Source organism: Ascidiaceihabitans sp. (genome assembly GCF_039986515.1).
Lineage (GTDB): Bacteria > Pseudomonadota > Alphaproteobacteria > Rhodobacterales > Rhodobacteraceae > Ascidiaceihabitans.
In genome coordinates this window covers 388,803-403,586 of the sequence record NZ_JBDWQO010000014.1, presented here as the reverse complement: position 1 = coordinate 403,586, position 14,784 = coordinate 388,803, and the positions used below count along the sequence as shown (strand labels likewise).

The 14,784-nt window shown below is 55.2% G+C and carries 14 protein-coding genes; 3 read left to right on the top strand and 11 right to left on the bottom strand.

Features of this window, described 5'->3' with window-relative positions:
• Positions 1-238: 238 nt before the first annotated feature.
• Complete coding sequence (lepA, locus tag ABJL60_RS14385; protein WP_348376042.1) at positions 239-2,035, top strand: translation elongation factor 4; 1,797 nt, start codon at positions 239-241, stop codon at positions 2,033-2,035.
• Positions 2,036-2,061: 26 nt separating this feature from the next.
• On the opposite strand, the gene ABJL60_RS14380 is transcribed toward lepA, so the two are convergent.
• A complete protein-coding gene (locus tag ABJL60_RS14380) occupies positions 2,062-2,730 on the bottom strand; it encodes a hypothetical protein (protein WP_348376041.1) in 669 nt (222 codons plus the stop codon).
• Positions 2,730-3,236, bottom strand: coding sequence for a hypothetical protein (locus tag ABJL60_RS14375; protein WP_348376040.1), 507 nt, complete (start codon positions 3,234-3,236; stop codon positions 2,730-2,732). The genes ABJL60_RS14380 and ABJL60_RS14375 overlap by 1 nt, the downstream gene beginning before the upstream one ends.
• A gap of 317 nt (positions 3,237-3,553) precedes the next feature.
• Here ABJL60_RS14375 and ABJL60_RS14370 point away from each other — a divergent pair, with 317 nt between their 5' ends.
• On the top strand, positions 3,554-3,739 hold the full coding sequence (locus ABJL60_RS14370) for a CTP synthetase (protein WP_348376039.1): 186 nt from the start codon (positions 3,554-3,556) through the stop codon (positions 3,737-3,739).
• A gap of 57 nt (positions 3,740-3,796) precedes the next feature.
• On the opposite strand, the gene ABJL60_RS14365 is transcribed toward ABJL60_RS14370, so the two are convergent.
• The 9 genes from ABJL60_RS14365 to ABJL60_RS14325 all read right to left on the bottom strand — a co-directional run bounded on the left by ABJL60_RS14365 (position 3,797) and on the right by ABJL60_RS14325 (position 12,233).
• Positions 3,797-4,354, bottom strand: a complete 558-nt coding sequence (locus tag ABJL60_RS14365; RefSeq protein ID WP_348376038.1) for a PA14 domain-containing protein — start codon at positions 4,352-4,354, stop codon at positions 3,797-3,799.
• Positions 4,355-4,447: 93 nt separating this feature from the next.
• Positions 4,448-4,948, bottom strand: coding sequence for a class I SAM-dependent methyltransferase (locus tag ABJL60_RS14360; protein WP_348376037.1), 501 nt, complete (start codon positions 4,946-4,948; stop codon positions 4,448-4,450).
• A complete protein-coding gene (locus ABJL60_RS14355) occupies positions 4,945-5,685 on the bottom strand; it encodes a polysaccharide deacetylase family protein (RefSeq protein WP_348376036.1) in 741 nt (246 codons plus the stop codon). The genes ABJL60_RS14360 and ABJL60_RS14355 overlap by 4 nt, the downstream gene beginning before the upstream one ends.
• Positions 5,682-6,818 carry a glycosyltransferase gene (locus ABJL60_RS14350; protein ID WP_348376035.1) on the bottom strand — a complete coding sequence of 379 codons (1,137 nt, stop codon included), beginning with the start codon at positions 6,816-6,818 and terminating at the stop codon, positions 5,682-5,684. The genes ABJL60_RS14355 and ABJL60_RS14350 overlap by 4 nt, the downstream gene beginning before the upstream one ends.
• Complete coding sequence (locus ABJL60_RS14345; protein WP_348289704.1) at positions 6,815-7,399, bottom strand: histidine phosphatase family protein; 585 nt, start codon at positions 7,397-7,399, stop codon at positions 6,815-6,817. The genes ABJL60_RS14350 and ABJL60_RS14345 overlap by 4 nt, the downstream gene beginning before the upstream one ends.
• Positions 7,396-8,406, bottom strand: a complete 1,011-nt coding sequence (locus ABJL60_RS14340; protein WP_348376034.1) for a glycosyltransferase — start codon at positions 8,404-8,406, stop codon at positions 7,396-7,398. The genes ABJL60_RS14345 and ABJL60_RS14340 overlap by 4 nt, the downstream gene beginning before the upstream one ends.
• Before the next feature lie 62 nt (positions 8,407-8,468).
• Complete coding sequence (locus tag ABJL60_RS14335) at positions 8,469-9,716, bottom strand: glycosyltransferase family 4 protein (protein WP_348376033.1); 1,248 nt, start codon at positions 9,714-9,716, stop codon at positions 8,469-8,471.
• On the bottom strand, positions 9,713-10,927 hold the full coding sequence (locus tag ABJL60_RS14330; RefSeq protein WP_348376032.1) for a hypothetical protein: 1,215 nt from the start codon (positions 10,925-10,927) through the stop codon (positions 9,713-9,715). The genes ABJL60_RS14335 and ABJL60_RS14330 overlap by 4 nt, the downstream gene beginning before the upstream one ends.
• Positions 10,928-10,964: 37 nt before the next feature.
• Positions 10,965-12,233 (bottom strand): nucleotide sugar dehydrogenase, encoded by a 1,269-nt coding sequence (locus ABJL60_RS14325; RefSeq protein WP_348376031.1) that lies wholly within the window; start codon positions 12,231-12,233, stop codon positions 10,965-10,967.
• A gap of 176 nt (positions 12,234-12,409) precedes the next feature.
• Between ABJL60_RS14325 and ABJL60_RS14320 the strand changes: the two genes are divergently transcribed.
• The gene (locus ABJL60_RS14320) at positions 12,410-14,770 is read left to right on the top strand and encodes a mechanosensitive ion channel family protein (protein WP_348376030.1); all 2,361 of its coding nucleotides are present in this window, start codon (positions 12,410-12,412) and stop codon (positions 14,768-14,770) included.
• The last annotated feature ends 14 nt before the right edge of the window (positions 14,771-14,784 follow it).

Here is a 14,784-nt window from a genome sequence, read left to right as displayed (position 1 = left end):
ATGTCATCTGCAACTGTCGATTGGACATAGATTGAGTTGAGAACCCTCAACACGTTGAGCTTGGTAGAATCTTCTAAACCCGTTGTACTTCTAAAGAGAAAGGGCAGGACTCTCATTGCATGCCTGAATGCGAGGATAGTGTTTTTTCTGTCGACGAACTGATGCCTTAATTTGTGTTCAGTGTTCAGTTCCGCGGATGCCCATTGACCACCCCCCAAAACCCGCTAAGACCTCTAGCATGACACCACTCTCACATATCCGCAATTTCTCGATCGTGGCCCACATCGACCACGGGAAATCCACCCTTGCTGACCGGCTCATCCAAGAGACGGGCACGGTGAAGGATCGCGACATGCAGGCCCAGCTGCTTGACAGCATGGACATCGAACGCGAACGCGGCATCACCATCAAAGCCAACACCGTGCGCATCGACTACACTGCGCAAAACGGCGAAGACTATGTGCTGAACCTGATCGACACCCCGGGCCACGTCGATTTCGCCTATGAGGTCTCGCGGTCCATGCGCGCGGTTGAGGGATCGTTGCTGGTGGTGGACAGCACGCAAGGCGTCGAGGCGCAAACGCTGGCCAACGTCTATCAGGCCATCGACGCGGACCACGATATTGTCCCCGTCCTGAACAAGATCGACCTGCCGGCGGCCGACTGTGACCGCGTGGCGGAACAGATCGAGGATGTGATCGGCATCGACGCTTCCGGTGCGATCCAGGTGTCGGCGAAAACCGGCGTTGGGATCACCGAAACACTCGAAGCCATTGTGAACGAACTGCCCGCCCCCAAGGGGGACGAGAACGCGGACCTCAAGGCGATGCTGGTGGATTCGTGGTACGATAGCTACCTTGGCGTGATCGTTCTGATCCGTGTCATCGACGGACGTTTGAAAAAGGGCGAGAAGGTCAAATTCATCTCGAACGGCACCACGCACCACGTGGACCGCATCGGTGTGTTCCGCCCAAAGATGGAGATGATCGACAGCCTTGGACCGGGCGAGATCGGGTTTCTGACGGCCTCTATCAAGCAGGTGCGCGACACGCGGGTCGGCGACACAATCACCCACGAACGCAAAACGGTTGAGCCTTTGCCCGGCTTCCAGCCTGCGCAGCCCGTGGTGTTCTGTGGACTGTTCCCCGTGGATTCGTCGCAGTTTGAAGACATGCGCGACGCCATCGACAAGCTTGCGCTGAACGATGCGTCGTTCAGCTTTGAAATGGAAACGTCCGCCGCGCTGGGCTTCGGCTTTCGCTGCGGGTTCTTGGGGCTTTTGCACCTTGAGGTGATCCGCGACCGGATCGAGCGCGAATATGACATCGAACTGATCACGACAGCGCCCTCCGTGGTGTACCATGTGTACTTGCGCGACGGCGAGATGGTGGAACTGCACAATCCCGCCGACATGCCCGACCTGACGCTTGTCGACCATCTGGAAGAGCCGCGCATCAAAGCGACCATCCTTGTGCCTGACGAATATCTGGGTGACGTGCTAAAACTGTGTCAGGAACGGCGCGGCGTGCAGATGGACCTGACCTATGCGGGTTCACGCGCGATGACGGTTTATGATTTGCCCCTGAATGAAGTGGTGTTTGATTTCTACGACCGTCTGAAATCCGTGACCAAAGGCTATGCGTCCTTTGACTATCAGATGACGGGCTACCAAACTGATAACCTTGTTAAGATGTCGGTGCTGGTGAACGACGAACCCGTCGACGCCCTGTCCATGATGGTGCACCGTGACCGTGCCGAGACGCGGGGCCGTGCGATGGTCGAAAAGCTCAAAGACCTGATCCCCCGCCATATGTTCAAAATCCCGATCCAAGCGGCGATTGGCGGCAAGGTGATTGCGCGTGAGACGTTGTCCGCGATGCGCAAAGACGTGACGGCCAAATGCTATGGCGGGGATGCTACGCGGAAGCGCAAGCTGCTGGATAAGCAGAAGGCGGGTAAGAAGAAGATGCGGCAGTTTGGTAAGGTAGATATCCCGCAAGAAGCGTTTATCTCAGCACTGAAGATGGATGGCTGAACGTCTTTCCTTACAATGCTATTGAATCACTGCTTTTCAAGTTTCCTGTGATAGTCATTTGTCACTGCTTCACGTTCGGGGAAATCAGCAAAAGCGGTTTGTGAAGCTATCATTATTTCACTGGTCATTCGCCACCAGTCGAATTTCCGACTACCAATCAAGTATGAAGAGTCTCGCCACAATTGCACGGACCTTCTGAACGCTGGCGAGTCGGTAGTGCCAAGGCGCAAATAGTAGTGCTCTGCCATCAGTGCAGACTTAAAATACTGCTCAAAAAGGCGGTCCGGGATGTTCTTTTGGATAGGGTCGATTTGATCAAACCCGCATCTTCCAATGCAGTCGAAGTAGAATACAGGAATTGTGAAGCCTTTTTTAAGGCTTTCAGTTATGACCAGTTCGACGCCAACTTGCATCAAGCTCGCTTTTTGAACCTCAAAATTCTCTGAACCAGCGGCGTTTGGAAGAAAGAATTTAACTCCAAAACTGACTCTCTCGCCAACGCTAAAGTCTTCTAAAGAAATAGAAAAGTCTCCTTCATAGTTCTGCAAAAGGCGTTCCTGTCCGCTCTGATCAATCCAGACAACGACAAAGTTCCCGTAGCCGCTGTTGTCGGAGAAATTTAAGCGATTTGCATTGACGCTGGCTGCACTTAAAAAAAGACAGATTAATCCTACTAAGAAACTGGAGCAGTTCATTACTTTTGCTCCTTCTCAGAGCCAGCGACGTTTAGTTGAAAGCCAATTATTGAACAAGCAACTACCAAATAGAAAATTCTAACGCTTGAAAAAACAGACCCTACTTGTTCCACAGATCCTTCAAAGTCATTGCGGTCCACATGGCCTTCAATAGATGCCTCAATCCAATCTAACATGGATCTTTCAAAAAAGACGGGTTGGTCTTCAATGTGGAAACCAAGAAATAAATATAGAGCGTACCCCAAAACACAAACAGCCAAGCTTACTGTCATAAGCGGCTTAGAGAGTTCTTTTGGTGCATTCTTCGCCACAAATATCGCAGCAATCGCTGGTGTAACTTCGCCTACGAGAGCAAAATCGGCCTTAAACCAAGCAGCGCTTGAAACTAAAAACCGAATAAGTGCGTCTGACGCATAGATATAATTGTTGCTAAACTCATAGAAGAGAACAGCAGCAGGCGCCAGAAAGGCGCACAACATAAATATGTAGGCGACAAACCTACTCATTTTTGGCCTCAATTTTCTGCCGCCCAAGTTCGTAGTTGCTTGAGTCGATTGCCTGAATCACTCATAGCTAGCATTTTCCTAAGAGTTTCTCAAACATATCTCGTAAAAATTAATCTTACCTTAACTCATGGTATGGACTTAGTCAGTGAAGCGGCCGATTTCTTAGACTGATTCTTACTGCGGGTGACTGTTTGACTACAGAAAATTTCAACTAAAAGTAGTTTGAAAAATAAACCCAAGTATCTGACCCAGACCAAAGCCCCCACACCCAAATCCTCTACCCTACCCCTGCGCACCAAAACGCGCGGCAACAGACCATGTTCAGACTAACCCTCATCCTTCACCTTTTCATCGGCTCAACACTTGCAGGCAGCGGCGTGATTGCGGCGCTCACCATGGGGTATGGCACCCTCATCCCGATCCTGATCGCGGCGGCCATAGGCTTTCTCATCGCCTCTCCCGTCAGCGCTATGATCGTCAAGGCGTTGACCTCCCAAAGCTGAAACGCAAAAGGGGCGCAGCTTTCGCCCCGCCCCTTCCGTTACAATGTGTTGTTAGGCTTAGTGCCCGAAGGCCGAGTTTGGCATCCAGTCCGGCGCACCCTGACCCGCCCGCATGTGCAGGCAGGCGGTGCCCACGCGTTGGAAATACGTCGCCTTCAGATCGTACCAACCGGCAGACGGGATTTGCACCTGCGCGGGTTTGGATTCTTCACAGGGGTGGCGTCCGTCAAAGTCGACGACCTGCTTGCCGCCGATGGACACTTCAAGCCCGTCGTTGCTGAGGAAATCGATGGTGTACGTGCCAGGCGCGTCGAATTTGACGTAGCCTGAAATGCCCGCTGCCACATGGTGCGCGCGTTTGGACGTCAGGGTCTTGTCGCCATCGTTTGTGTCCATGTAATCCAGCCCCGACAATGGGGTGCCCGCTGTGCCCTTTTTCAGCGCCTTGCGGGCTTGGGATAACGTTTTGACGTCGCCTGGATAGGCATATTTCACCGATAGGCCGGGTTTAACGCTGCTGGGTTGCGGGCTGGCGGGTGTCAGTTTAAGGGGCCCTGCAAAGGCCGCTGTCGCCAGAAAAGCGCTTGCAAGACAAGCGGATAGAATGGTTTTCATTGATGTCTTCCCCTGTTGATCGGCCTCGTTTTTGGGCCGTCTTGACGCCAGCTTAACCGCGTCTCGTCAAACAGGGCAAGGGACCTGCCGCAATCACGCGTTCCGGTAGAAAAAGTACCGGTCGGGATCAACGGTGGGCGGCCCGTCTATTTGTGTCATTCCCGGCATCTTTTGCTGCGACACCACCAAGCCCTGCGGCGCCATGACAGCCTTGATCAAAGGAGCCAACCGCGTGGCTTCGGCGCTGTCAACATCGTTGACGCCGATCCCGAACTCATAGTGCGTGAACGCGACTTGTGTGCCGCGCTGCGCCATTTGCACAAGCATGTCATCGGCTTCCCCTTGCAGAAAATCGGCCTTGGGCGGCACACAAGAGGGGTGGCATTGCAGCACACGGTCGATCACCCAGATGCGCCGGTTTGCATATTCGCGCAGGTGATCGTAGGTGCGCCCGTTCCCAAGCCCCATTTCAAGGATGTCCCCTTGGATGGCGCCTGTATTTTCGCCCCCAGTCCCGCCGATATTTTCAATGGCCCAGTTGATGCCATCGATCTGTGCATTCAGCCTGCGTCGAAATGATTCCAAACGGCTCATGCCAAGTCCTTTCCAAGGTGTGCGGGTGTTGCGCCACCATCCAATAATTCGTTCAGGAACGCATAAGAGAACGCCCAAATGTCCGGATCATGCACCAGATGATGCGTCAAATATCCTAAAGGTTCCGCGGCGTCTTCGGTGCCGTTTCGTCGTGCCTCAATCCGTTCAACCGTCTGCGCAATCAGCTGTTCGGGTGGCACCAACCCCCGTGTGCTCCGCCAGAAGATGGGGTCGATATGGGTGTTGATGTGCAAGATACCGGACTGCGGTTTGCGTGGCCCAAAGGCAGACACGGCGTGATAGCCTGCCGCTTTCAGATGCTGAGACAGCCCTGTGTCCATTCTGTTCCAAGGGGGCACAAACACGGGCAAAAGATCTGAGCCGAACACATTCGTCAGCGTCTTAAACCCTTCCGATGCGCGGCTTTGAGACGCTGCATCATTGTGCGGAAATTCTGATTTTTTCATTCCGGCTTCTGCGTGGTTCTGATGCGCCCACCCATGCACCAAGGGGCGCAGGTTTGGCCGGCTTACCATGTATTCAGCCAATGTGTCTTTTGCGTGGGCCGGGATGACCGCTAGATGCACCGGCACATCCAATCGCACCGAAAGCGTGTGCAGCTGGTCCAACTGCGGCGTCGGCGCAATTGCATCATCGTCGCGCCACCAAACGGGCAGAGGTGTTTTAGATTGACGGCATCGCGCCAAGGCTGATCGCAGAGGGGCCCAGTCAATCATCGTGCGGCCAGTTTTTGTTCGACAATTTGAACGGTGCGCCGTGCACCATCAAACCCAAATCGTGGTGTTTCGATTGTGTGATCCTTCGAAACTGAATCCAGCGCGGCGATCAACGCGTTCGGCGTTAACGCATCGGACAACACAACCTGTATGCCGGGAAGTGCCGCCAAGGCCTTAGCGCGTAGGGTTTGTTCGACTTCGCCACCGGCATCGAAGGGGATGAAGACGGCAGGTACTTGGGTCTGCAAAACGTCCAGGGCAGTGTTGTAACCGCACATTGAAACAGAAGCCGTTGCGTGGCGCAGCATCTGGCGAAAATCAGGACGTGCCGCGTTCAAAATGACGTTCGTTGGTGCGGTTGCCTTGAAGGCTTTTATGCGCGCATCGGCATCGCTGCCCCCCACAAGAATACGCCACTTTAAGTCCGGTCGCAAAATTGCAGCCTTGATGCAGGTTTCGAAAATACCATCCCCCACGCTGCCGCCCCCGGCGCTGACAAGTATTTCGCCTTGCCCAAGCGCATCTGGATGATCGTTCGGTGGTGTGGGCGCCACGAACCCGGTGTATGACAGGCGCTGTTCCAAAGCGTCCGTGACAGGCCAACTGATGCCAAGCGGCGTTATCTCAGGGTCTGAATGCACCAAGACGCCGTCGTAGAACCTGTCCAACACCTCAGCGGCGAATTCGGCTTTGCGGGGTTTGGAAGGGGGCGCAAGGATGTCGCGGATTGAGGCGAACACCAAAGGCTTGGGGGACAGGCTGTGGGCTGCGTCGAGCAGGTGCTGAAATTCATCTTTCAGGCTGCGGCGGCCAAAGGGGAACAGCTCTGTTATGATGACGTCTGACGGGTCTGTGCGCAAAGCGTCCACCAACATATCCCGTCTGCTCGACATGTAATCGGGGTTTGCTGCAGTGCCTCTGTCGTCCAACAGGTCCGTGAAATTGGTGCCGTCCGACCGTAACGGCGGCATTTGCAGAAATTGCACACCGGTGGTGTCCAGATGTGGGGCAGGCATCCCGCCTGACAGTATGCGCACCGCGTGACCTTTTTGCGCGAAACACCGGCCCAGGGTCAGCGCGCGGCTTAGATGTCCCGATCCCAACAGATGCGTCACAATGATCATAAGCTTCATGATGCGTCTTCAATCAGGCGGATGGAGTCAGGCTTCAAAGTCCAGCCGTCTTGGTTGATTTCGATGCAAAACAAGCGGTTGCGTTTCACCTGAAACGGAGGCGTTCCAACAAAATCATAACCGCACGCATGTGCCATGAGAACCCGCATCACACCGATATGGCATACAGCCACCGCATCGTCTTGCAGGCCTGTCGCCCAAGTGACCGTACGGGTCCGTAAGGATGACAAGGCCTCGCCGTTTGGAGGTGTGAAATCCCAACCCCAGTGTTCCATATCCCGAAAACCGCTGGCAGGATCGGCGTGTAGGTCTTTGCCGTGTTTTCCTTCCCAATCACCCCAATTCATTTCGGTAAGCGCGGGGGATGTTCGGGGCGTATGTGATGCGACCAGCTGGGCTGTTTCTACGGCACGGCGCAGCGGGCTAGACCATAAATCAGCCTGCTCCCAACCGTCTGGCAGACGCAGTCTCGAAAGGGCTGCGGATGCGTCGGCATCCAACGGAATGTCAGTGCGCCCTTGGATGCGGCCTGCGCGGTTCCATGCGGTGTGGCCGTGGCGCAAAAGGCCCAAACGGATCATGCAGCCGCCTCAATGGCCGCGGACAGGCCTTTAAGCAGGGTCTGTGTTGCAGCGGGGCGCAGGTGGCGACGTTGAATGAAATTGCGGGCTTCAACGCCTTCGTTTGCTGCTTGCTGATTGTTGTCCAGCAAGTCTTGAATGCGTTGCGCCATCGGTCTGGGGCCTTGGCGGGGCGCAGGGCCATGTGTCAAAACCACGTCCCGAACGCCGGGACGATCCTGTGCCACAACGGGGACACCGGCGGCTTGGGCTTCCAGATAGGTCATGCCGAAGGCCTCGTTGACGCCGGGCCAGAACAGCAATTTCGCGTGGCTGTATGCTGCGGCCACTTCTTTTGCGTCTTGCCGGCCCAGAAACCGGACGTTTTGCCCGAACCGGGCCATCATGTTTTCCACTCTGTGCCGTGCATCTCCGTCACCGATAATATCAAGGCGCCAGTCCCGATGACGCAACACAGCCAAAGTGTCCGCGATCAGTAGGTAGGACGCCAGCTTGTCGCCTTCGCGCATCATTCCAACACTTAGCATCGAGCCGTCTTGGGACGAAGAAGCGGGTAGGGTGCTGCGGTTCAGAAATGGGCGCAAGTGGATCAGGGTTTGTGCATCCGGTGCATCACGTTCCAACGCTTCATTGTCACGGTCGGTGAGATAGAAAATCACCTGTGCCGCGTCGCAGGCGGCTTCTGATCGTGCGGCAAACGTGGCCCATTCCCCGTCCAGACGTTTACGGGCTCGGGTGGCTTCAATGATCAAATAGGGAATGCCCAATGCGGCGCTGACGGCGGGGCCGATCAGATCAGGGGCTTTGTAGTAATTGTGGTATGTGACCCATGCGGTCAGTTTGGCGTCTTGGAATTTCTGAACTATACCAGCAGCCTGTTGATGGGCTTGCTCAATCATACCTGTTTGAAGCTGTCGCGACCCTGTCTTTTCGAGGCTGCGAAATTCAGAGGCTAAATACACCTCTGCGCCCCCGTCTTTCAGCGCGTCCATAAGGGCCCTTGCCATGGTGCGATCCCCGGAAGGCACGCGATGATTTGGGGATTTAAGAGGCGCATAAAAGGCAATTTTCATGCCAGCATCTCGTGTAATCTGCGTGACAGATGCTTGATCCCGGGCGCAATCAAAAAATCACGACGCAACCGCGTAAATGCGGCATCGGCCAATCGCGGTCCCAGGGCGGGATCCTGTGCAAAGCGGTTCATTTCAAGGGCCAGAGCGGCAGGGTCATCGTCGCTGAGGATACCGTGAACTTCTGTGTCGATAAATTCGGGGATGGCCGAAACGGGCGTGGACAAGATCGGTAGTTTTTGACTGGCCGCTTCCATCAGCACGTTTGGCAGGCCATCGCGATCACCGTCTTCGGCAACGCGGCTTGGCAACACAAAAACATCGGCAGCGCGCATGGCTTCGATGACTTCCGGTTGGTCACAGGCCCCGCGCCATGTGATGCGGTGGCCGACCTGTGCGTCTTGAGCCGCCTGCATCATCTGGTCACGCAACGCGCCGCCACCAATATGGGTCCAGTGCCAATCCATCTCAGAGGGCAAAAGCGCCAAGGCCGCAATCAGCCTGTCAAAACCCTTCTTTTCCACCAAACGTCCGACGGACATCATGCGCAGTGGCGCACCCACGATGCGCAAAGGGCGTTCCGGCGGCGCGGGAAAACGCTGCAGGTCCAGACCGTGGTACACCAAATCGACAGGTGTGCCGCTGGACAACCCTTGCAAATGCGTCGCGCCAAATCCGGTGCAGGTTGCGCCAAAAGATGCCCCGAAACTGTCATGTGAAAGCTTTTCACGCAGCTCCCATTCGGGCGATGTCCAGATGTCTTTGGCATGGGCTGAAAAGGACCAAGGGAGGTCCAGAAGTATCGCGGCATAACGGGCGACGGATGACGGCGTATGCAAGAAATGGGCATACAGCCCGCGCAAGGCGGCAGGTGCTTCATGGGCCAGAACACAAGCCTGTCCAAAGCGGCGTTCGCGGTTTGGGGTCGCATCGCGGGCAAGGTCGCGTTCAAACGCGGCACGGGCCGCGGCATACGTCGGGCGGAGCGCTGCCGCTTTCAGGGCTGCGGCCACGCGATCAGGTTCGTCTTCAAGGTACTCGGGCAAGTATCGCACGCGCGCTTGCAGCCGGTCATGCAGCGGATGGGTTTTTGTGTCTGTTGGATGGCGTAGCGACCAGATTTCAAAGGCGATACCTGTCTCTTCCAACGCCACAAGTTCCTGGGCGATGAAGGTTTCGGACAGGCGGGGCCAGCCTTTGACTACGACAGCCAAGGCGGGCTCTGGAATTGTGTTGCTTTGGGTCATTCGGCAGCGGCGTCCAGGGCGGCATCGCCCATAAGGCTACGGGTGCGTTTGATAACGTAATCCAAACCATCAAGCAAACCGTCCGCACCGGCGTCCGATGGCCTGCTTTGGGTCTTTAGCCCACGAATTGCGGCGATCATGGCGTCGGGGGTCATACCGTCGCGATCTTCGTCCAGCATATGTACCAATCCAAGTTCCTCTGCGCGGCTTGCGCGGATCCATTGTTCTAAACGGGGCACTGTACGCGGCACGATCACGGCGCGCTTGTCAAACGACAGAACCTCACAAAACGTATTGTAGCCACCCATGCATACAACACCCTCAGCACCATGAAACAGGGCCTCGATGCGGCTTTCAAATCCGACAGCGGTGACGCGGCCCTGCAGTTTTTCAACGCGCGTTTCGAATTCTTCACGGACTTCGCCCGACAAGAAGGGGCCGTAGACCAGCACAGCGGGCGGGTTCAGGTCTGGATCTTGTTCATAGGCAGCCAAGACAAGGTCCACCATCGCAGCACCGTCCCCGCCACCGCCGGGGGTGATCAAGATAAACGGGTCTTCGGGGACTTCGCTGACCTCTGCGGCTTCGCGACGCAAATATCCGGTCCAATACATGCGGGCGCGTGCGCTGTCCGAAAGTGTCAGTCCCGCTGTGGGATCATAAACGGATTTCACGCCGTAGACCCAAATTTCGTCATAGTATTGTTCGGTGGCTTGCACAGCGCCTTTGCGGTCCCATTCTGCAGCCAGCACATCCGGTTCGTCCAAAACATCGCGCAACCCCAACACAAGCTTGGTTTTGCCCCTTTGGCTTAACCATTCCAATGTGGGCAAAAGCTCGCCGCGAAAACCTGTGGGTTCTTTGTCCACGATCAGCAGATCGGGGTCATATTGTTCGACGGCCGATTGGATCAGACCTGCACGCAACGCTGTTGTTTCGTCGATATCCAGACCCAGTGTTTGCGACACGTAGGATCCGTCGGGCAGTTTGGTGACGCCCGGCAGGCGCACATGGTCCACACGTTCCGGAAAGGTGAAACGCCCGGCAACCGGAGATCCGGTCAGGATGATTGCCGATTGCACGGTATCGCTGGCGGTTAGCGCAGACGCCAACGCCCGTGACCTGCGCAAATGTCCCAACCCAAAGGTGTCGTGGCTGTAAAGCACCACGCGCCGGGGGCGGTCGCTGGCAGGAAGAGGTGTCTGCACCATAGGGTCTTCTTTCGTCTTCTTCTTCGTGTCGTTTCAGTCAAAGACGCAGATCGCTGCCAGCTTTGCCGAATATGCCTTTTATATCGTATACCACAGCGCCCGGTTTGCCTAAGGCGCGAATGGCATCGGGGCCCATTTCTACAAATTCTTTATGCCCGACAGCCACAACAATAGCGTCATACGACCCTGCGACAGGCTTGGCCACCGGGTCAATCCCATGGCGCTTTTTCATGACTTCGGCAGCAACCCAAGGTTCGTGCACATCCACGTCGACGGAATAATCACGCAGTTCGTTCAGGATGTCCTCGACGCGGGTATTGCGGGTGTCTGAACAGTTTTCCTTGAATGTGTATCCAAGGATCAGAACCTTGGCATGTTTCACGTTCATATCGCGTTTGATCATCGCTTTCATAAGCGTTTGGGCGACATAGCTGCCCATTTGATCATTGATGCGGCGGCCTGCGTGAATGACCTCGGGGTGATATCCAAGCTGTTCGGCGCGATATGTCAGGTAATAGGGGTCCACGCCAATGCAGTGTCCGCCCACAAGGCCGGGCTTGAACGGCAAGAAGTTCCACTTGGTGCCTGCCGCTTCCAACACGTCCAACGTATCCAGCCCCATCCGTGCAAAAATAAGCGAGAATTCATTGACCAAGGCAATGTTCAAATCGCGCTGTGTGTTTTCGATGACCTTGGCGGCTTCTGCTGTTTTGATATCGGTGGCGGCATGCAGGCCCGCCTTGACGACCGGGGCGTAAATGACTTGCACACGGGTCAGGGTTTCTGCGTCTTGGGCAGCAACAACCTTGATGACATTTTCCATGGAATGTTCGGCGTCGCCGGGGTTTACGCGTTCCGGGCTGTACCCCAGTTTGATGTCGGGACCACAGACCAGCCCGCTGCCAGCTTCCAAAGCGGGGCCGCAAACGTCTTCGGTGACACCGGGGTAGACGGTGCTTTCCAAAATGACCAAATCGCCAGCGGACAAGTGCGGCGCGATGGTGGCGCAGGCCCCCAAGACCGCATCAAGGTTTGGCTTTTTGGCTTTGGTGATCGGGGTGGGCACAGCGATGATATATGTGGTGCAGGATGCCAAAGCCGCAGGGTCAGCGGTGAATGTGGCATTTGATTGCGCAAGGGACGCATCCGCGACTTCGCCGTTGGGGTCTGTCCCTTTGTGCAGGGTCGCCACCAGATCTGGGTCGGTGTCCAGTCCCACAACGTCAAATCCTGCACGGTCCAAGGCCAACGCCAAGGGCAGGCCCACGTAACCAAGACCTAAAATAGCAATTGGGCCAGTTGTCATTCAGGCAGTCCTTTTCGTTCGACCTTTGCAGGCCAATTGTTACAGCCGCTATGACATAAACACGCACGCCATGTAAAACACCCCCAAACATTGAAGTGATATTGAAGTCACTGGGGGTTTACCGCCCAAAAGCCACACTCTAGCTTGGCCAAGCCTGAATATCTGGATGAATACATATGCGCAGCCTGCTTCTTTGCCTTGCCACGACCTTTTTACTTTTGATCATGGCGATGCCGGGGGCGCAGGTCTCGGCGCAAAGTCTGTTTTCGCTGCCGGCCTCAGAGGCTGATGATGACACGGATGCTTTGGCCGATACGTTGCGATTGGCGGCCGAGAACGGCTTGAGTGTTGTGGTGGTCGACACGCAGGGCAACATTATTGTGGGCGGTGCAGAGGACGCACAGGAGGAACGCGCCCAGCCGCGTGAATCCGCGCTGATGATGGCACAAGCCCAAGGCACTGCCTTTCGGGGGATGCTGCGCCAGAGGTTGCAAGCGCTACCCGATTCACTCAACGAAGTGGCCTATATTTTACGCGCCACCAGCCCCGATGGGCGGATTATGACCTTTGTTGAGGTGCTTTTATATTCTGCATTGCTCTTCGGTGTTGGCCGATTGGTGATGGTGTATTTCGTTGGCCCTAAGATTTTCCAGAACTTTGTCACCTCTCGGATCAAAGAAAAACCCGCAGGCTACCGCGAGAAGATGCCGTTTCTGGTGTTCCGCTTTTTTGTGGGAATTTTTGCAACCCTGATCAGCATGGCCATTGCCTATGTGCTTGGGGCTCTGATCTTTCCGCCTGTAGAAAATCAAGCCATTCAAGTCACTATTCTGGCCATTTACGTGGCCTTCTTCGCGATCCGTACGATTGGCGATGTGTGGCGCATGATGCTATCGCCGTTTCTGGCGCAATACCGCATTCCCAACCTGTCGGATCGGGACGCCTTGGTTTTGTATCGCTGGGTCTTCTATGTGGCTGCGCTGGATGTTGGCGTGGTCACTTTTGCGACGTGGATCAAGGATTTCGGGCTGAACTACAACGTCTATGCCATCGGATATGGTGGGCTTGCGTTGATCATGGCGGCGCTGAACATCTGCGTTGCCTTGTTCAACCGACGTGCCATCTCGAACGCAATTCGCAATGGGCGTGCGGCTCAGGACGTGGCGCTGCTGACACGTTTGATTGCACGTTTCTGGGCGCCGGTTGTCATTATCTATGTGGTGTTCGGATGGTTCGAGCTGGCGTTTGATCTGGTGTTGGAACAGCCATTGTCGATCCCTCTGGTGGCGGGTGCTTACGCGGTCTTTATGACCATTTTGATTGTGTATGGCGTGATCAACTTCGGCATCGAAACCTATTTCCAGCGTGCGCGGCGTATTCAGGATATGAACGCGATCCTGGAAAGTGACGATGACGAAAGCGACATGACAGCTGCCGAAGTAGAGGCCATGGAACTCGCGCATATGCCGCGCCACAAGATGAGCACGTTCGAAGAGCTGGCGCGTCGTGTGTCCGGCATTTTGGCCTTTGTGGCAGGATCTTACGCGTTGATCAGCATTTGGGGGGCGTCTGCGCAATCCATGGTCGAAGAAAATCCGCTAACCCAGCGGGTTCTAGATGTGATGGTTATCGTGTTTATCGGCTATATCGTGTTTCACGCCTTTCGCATCTGGATCGATGCCAAAATTCTTGAAGAACAAGGCGAAGTGGTCGAAGCCGAGTTGGGCGACGAAGGTGGCGGGACCAGTGCCAGTCGTTTGGCGACTTTGTTGCCGCTGTTTCGTAATTTCATGCTGATTATTATCTTTGTGACAATAGTTTTGATCATCCTTTTGGAACTTGGCGTGAACGTGGGGCCGCTGTTTGCGGGCGCGGGCGTGGTCGGTGTCGCTGTGGGCTTCGGGTCGCAATCTTTGGTCCGTGACATTTTTTCCGGTGCGTTCTTTTTGTTCGACGATGCCTTCCGCAAAGGCGAATACATCGACATTGGCGGGGTGAAAGGCACGGTTGAAAATATCTCTGTGCGCTCGTTCCAGTTGCGCCATCACCTTGGGGCACTGCACACGATTCCGTTTGGTGAAATTCAGGTGCTGACAAACTATTCGCGTGACTGGGTGATTATGAAGCTTCCCTTGCGCGTAACCTACGACACAGACGTCGAAAAAGTACGCAAGCTGATTAAAAAACTGGGTGTGGCCTTGTTGGAAGATCCGATTATCGGGCCGGACTTTATCCAGCCTTTGAAATCGCAAGGCGTCATCGAAATGCAAGACAGCGCGATGATCATCCGGGTCAAATTCATGACGAAACCCGGTGACCAATGGGTGATCCGCAAGAAAGTCTATCAGGAAATCCGCGAACTCTTTGAACGCGAAGGGATCAAGTTTGCCCATAAGGAAGTGACCGTGCGTTTGGCGGATGGCAATGTCGAAGACCTAACCCCGGAGCAGCGCAAAACGGTAACGGCTGCCGCGCAAGCCGCCATAGACGATGACCTGTTGGAAGGTGGAATTGAAGACGATGGTGACGATCGGTAAACCGATTGACACTA

Bases quoted from the DNA above. Each gene is read 5' to 3' on its own strand.
- lepA (WP_348376042.1), top strand. From the start codon at position 239: ATGACACCACTCTCACATATCCGCAATTTCTCGATCGTGGCCCACATC.
- ABJL60_RS14380 (WP_348376041.1), bottom strand. From the start codon at position 2,730: ATGAACTGCTCCAGTTTCTTAGTAGGATTAATCTGTCTTTTTTTAAGT.
- ABJL60_RS14375 (WP_348376040.1), bottom strand. From the start codon at position 3,236: ATGAGTAGGTTTGTCGCCTACATATTTATGTTGTGCGCCTTTCTGGCG.
- ABJL60_RS14370 (WP_348376039.1), top strand. From the start codon at position 3,554: ATGTTCAGACTAACCCTCATCCTTCACCTTTTCATCGGCTCAACACTT.
- ABJL60_RS14365 (WP_348376038.1), bottom strand. From the start codon at position 4,354: ATGAAAACCATTCTATCCGCTTGTCTTGCAAGCGCTTTTCTGGCGACA.
- ABJL60_RS14360 (WP_348376037.1), bottom strand. From the start codon at position 4,948: ATGAGCCGTTTGGAATCATTTCGACGCAGGCTGAATGCACAGATCGAT.
- ABJL60_RS14355 (WP_348376036.1), bottom strand. From the start codon at position 5,685: ATGATTGACTGGGCCCCTCTGCGATCAGCCTTGGCGCGATGCCGTCAA.
- ABJL60_RS14350 (WP_348376035.1), bottom strand. From the start codon at position 6,818: ATGAAGCTTATGATCATTGTGACGCATCTGTTGGGATCGGGACATCTA.
- ABJL60_RS14345 (WP_348289704.1), bottom strand. From the start codon at position 7,399: ATGATCCGTTTGGGCCTTTTGCGCCACGGCCACACCGCATGGAACCGC.
- ABJL60_RS14340 (WP_348376034.1), bottom strand. From the start codon at position 8,406: ATGGCAAGGGCCCTTATGGACGCGCTGAAAGACGGGGGCGCAGAGGTG.
- ABJL60_RS14335 (WP_348376033.1), bottom strand. From the start codon at position 9,716: ATGACCCAAAGCAACACAATTCCAGAGCCCGCCTTGGCTGTCGTAGTC.
- ABJL60_RS14330 (WP_348376032.1), bottom strand. From the start codon at position 10,927: ATGGTGCAGACACCTCTTCCTGCCAGCGACCGCCCCCGGCGCGTGGTG.
- ABJL60_RS14325 (WP_348376031.1), bottom strand. From the start codon at position 12,233: ATGACAACTGGCCCAATTGCTATTTTAGGTCTTGGTTACGTGGGCCTG.
- ABJL60_RS14320 (WP_348376030.1), top strand. From the start codon at position 12,410: ATGCGCAGCCTGCTTCTTTGCCTTGCCACGACCTTTTTACTTTTGATC.